This window comes from Bacteroides sp. (genome assembly GCF_028690125.1).
Classification (GTDB): Bacteria; Bacteroidota; Bacteroidia; order Bacteroidales; family Bacteroidaceae; genus Bacteroides.
The window spans coordinates 1-2701 of the sequence record NZ_JAQVBV010000142.1 but is presented as its reverse complement, the minus strand read 5'-3'; the positions used below and the strand labels follow the sequence as shown (position 1 = coordinate 2701).

General features: G+C 42.4%; 4 protein-coding genes. All 4 read left to right on the top strand.

What is annotated here, in order from left to right:
* Positions 1-299 precede the first annotated feature (299 nt).
* Positions 300-896 (top strand): thymidylate synthase ThyX, encoded by a 597-nt coding sequence (locus tag PHO71_RS26040; protein ID WP_300209095.1) that lies wholly within the window; start codon positions 300-302, stop codon positions 894-896.
* The gene (locus PHO71_RS26035) at positions 893-1120 is read left to right on the top strand and encodes a DUF3310 domain-containing protein (RefSeq protein WP_300209094.1); all 228 of its coding nucleotides are present in this window, start codon (positions 893-895) and stop codon (positions 1118-1120) included. Before PHO71_RS26040 ends, PHO71_RS26035 begins: the two co-directional genes overlap by 4 nt.
* An 89-nt stretch (positions 1121-1209) precedes the next feature.
* A complete protein-coding gene (locus PHO71_RS26030; RefSeq protein WP_300209093.1) occupies positions 1210-2136 on the top strand; it encodes a phosphoadenosine phosphosulfate reductase family protein in 927 nt (308 codons plus the stop codon).
* Positions 2133-2504, top strand: a complete 372-nt coding sequence (locus tag PHO71_RS26025) for a hypothetical protein (protein WP_300209092.1) — start codon at positions 2133-2135, stop codon at positions 2502-2504. Before PHO71_RS26030 ends, PHO71_RS26025 begins: the two co-directional genes overlap by 4 nt.
* The last annotated feature ends 197 nt before the right edge of the window (positions 2505-2701 follow it).

Genomic DNA, 2701 nt, shown 5'->3' with positions numbered 1-2701 from the left:
AGCCCGATCATCAATACTTTCCTAACTACTGCCGCCGCGCTTGAAGATGATCTCGTTGAATTCTACAAGGAGGATATGGGTCTATGACTTCCGCCAGAAAGAGCGAAATTGCTGGGTTTCTGCGCACCGCATACATAGAAGCCGATCCTCAAGTGAGGCAAGTCCTGTTTGAAATACTAGAAGAAATCAAGCCCAATGATGACACTCGGCCACGTAAGTGCATCATCTGTGGATGCATCTCCTATTTTGACCCGATCACTCAGCGTCATCGCTGCAAAATCTGTGGAACTTGAGGTGTTATGAAAACAAAAATTCTTAGGGTTAAAGGTGACTGGCTGGAAGTATTGAACGACTGCCGCGCAACAGTAGGGAAGGATGCAAGAGATTCAATTCCTTCCATTGATTTTAGAAAGCGAATCCTTATCGCGGAGCATTCTCCAATCCGCGACATTTCAATTAAATGGTTCTGGGACGGAATTAAAAGTTTTTCAGCCACACACTTTTCAAGGCACAAATGGGAGTGTTTCATTGAAACACAAAGAAGCGATAGGACTGGAATTCCAAGAGATGAACTGCCGCAAGGTGCGCTTGTTTCTTTTACAGGAGAAGCAAACTCGCAACATGTCATCGACACTAGCAGAAAAAGACTCTGCTATCTTGCCGATCCCGATACGCGAGAATATTGGGAAGATTTAAAAATTGAGTCGCGCAAGGTTGAACCCGAATTATCAGACGTTTCCGTTCCGAATTGTATATATCGTGGAGGATGCCCCGAGATGCAGTCATGCGGATTCTTCGAAGCATTCACAAAGAAACATGGTATGTTCTCATCAATTCAAGATCGGTACGACGCTTACAACGATGATTTTTATAAGCGAGTAAAGGAGAAACTATGAGCAACGTTAATCATCCCGCCCATTATAACACAGGTAAATATGAGGTAATTGACGTAATTGAAGACTGGAAACTAAACTTCAATCTTGGAAATGTAGTCAAGTACATTTCCCGCGCTGATCACAAGGGAAATGCCTTAGAAGATCTCAAAAAGGCTGCTTGGTATATCCAAAGGGAGATTGGATTGCACGAAGACACTACATATAGTAGTGATCCGCGAGATTAACATACTATATATTGTATGATTATGAAACGCCGATTTGATTCAAAGGTTGTGATAAAATTTCTAAGTATACAAGCGAAGATTTGAAGGTTATGCAAGGCTGGAGCTTTGAACGAAAAATTCAAGTTACGCAGTTGCGGATTTTGGAATGGTATGAAAAATGGGGTGGAAAAGTCTACATATCGTTCTCTGGCGGTAAGGACTCTACAGTGCTTTTAGACCTTGCGCGCAGGATGTATCCGGATGTCCCAGCGGTCTTTTGCGACACCGGGTTGGAATACCCCGAAATACGCGAGTTTGTGAAATCAAAAGATAATGTAGAGTGGCTACGTCCCATGCGATATAACAAGAGTACCAAATCGTGGGAACCCACCAACTTCAAAGAAGTCATTAAAACCGAGGGATACCCACTCATCAGCAAGGAAGTAAGCAGACATATACATGATGTTAGAAAACTCGGAAACGACTGCTTTGCGGCGAAAATGTTTACAGGTGAACGAGGACAATACGACATTAGCAAATATAAGTTTCTTATTTCTGCGCCGTTTGACATATCAAACAAATGCTGCACGATAATGAAAAAGAATCCATTCCACGTCTACGAAAAAGAATCAGATAGAAAACCGATTATTGCTACGATGGCATCTGAGAGCCGCCAGCGCAGAACGCAGTGGTTACGGGATGGCTGCAATAGTTTTGATGGGAAAATATCTTCAAAGCCAATTTCTTTTTGGACGGATCAGGACGTATTACGGTACATAAAGACGTTCAATATTAAATATGCCACGGTGTATGGGGATATCGTAGAAGATGAACGTGGACGCCTACTGACAACTGGAGAAAACAGGACTGGATGCATGTTCTGCATGTATGGTTGCCATTTAGAAAAAGAACCAAATAAATTTCAAAGAATGAAAATCTCTCATCCTAAACAATACGACTACTGCATTAGGTCTGTAGATGATAACGGGTTGGGGCTAGGTGAAATCCTCGACTATATAGGAGTGCCATATAAATGATGATTTACTACGCACATCATATTTGGAAGTATGGAACAAAAATCGAAGATTTCGAACTGTTTGTAATAAACAAACACTTTCATGACTCATATATCCACAATCCGGCGGTCTTTGTAAATCCTAACGAGAGCGAAGAATCCATAATGCGCGATTGTTTCTCGAAAATTGATGCCTCTGATGCTCTTGTGTTTAGCGATTTGAGCGGAGTTGCCGGCAAAGGTGTTATTAGCGAAATCGAGTACGCCCAGAGCCTTGGTCTAAGGGTTTACCGCATCGTAGCCAACCGACTGGTCGAAATCACAGAAAAAATTCGCTACAACCTTCTTAACACTGGATGCAATCGAATTTACGCAGAAATAGTGGCGTGACGGAGACGGACACACTATATATAGTATAATGCGTAAAGACTACACCACTACATATAGTATGTTCATAGATGACCAATTTGGTATTACAAGGGAGGTTGATAGCCACGATCTATCCAGATAACTCATGGCTCCGCTGGCTCGTCGCGCTCTTCATGATTACGCTGATTATTCTCTCCTTTCAACACGCTCGTGCTTCT

Bases quoted from the DNA above. Each gene is read 5' to 3' on its own strand.
- PHO71_RS26040 (WP_300209095.1), top strand. From the start codon at position 300: ATGAAAACAAAAATTCTTAGGGTTAAAGGTGACTGGCTGGAAGTATTG.
- PHO71_RS26035 (WP_300209094.1), top strand. From the start codon at position 893: ATGAGCAACGTTAATCATCCCGCCCATTATAACACAGGTAAATATGAG.
- PHO71_RS26030 (WP_300209093.1), top strand. From the start codon at position 1,210: ATGCAAGGCTGGAGCTTTGAACGAAAAATTCAAGTTACGCAGTTGCGG.
- PHO71_RS26025 (WP_300209092.1), top strand. From the start codon at position 2,133: ATGATGATTTACTACGCACATCATATTTGGAAGTATGGAACAAAAATC.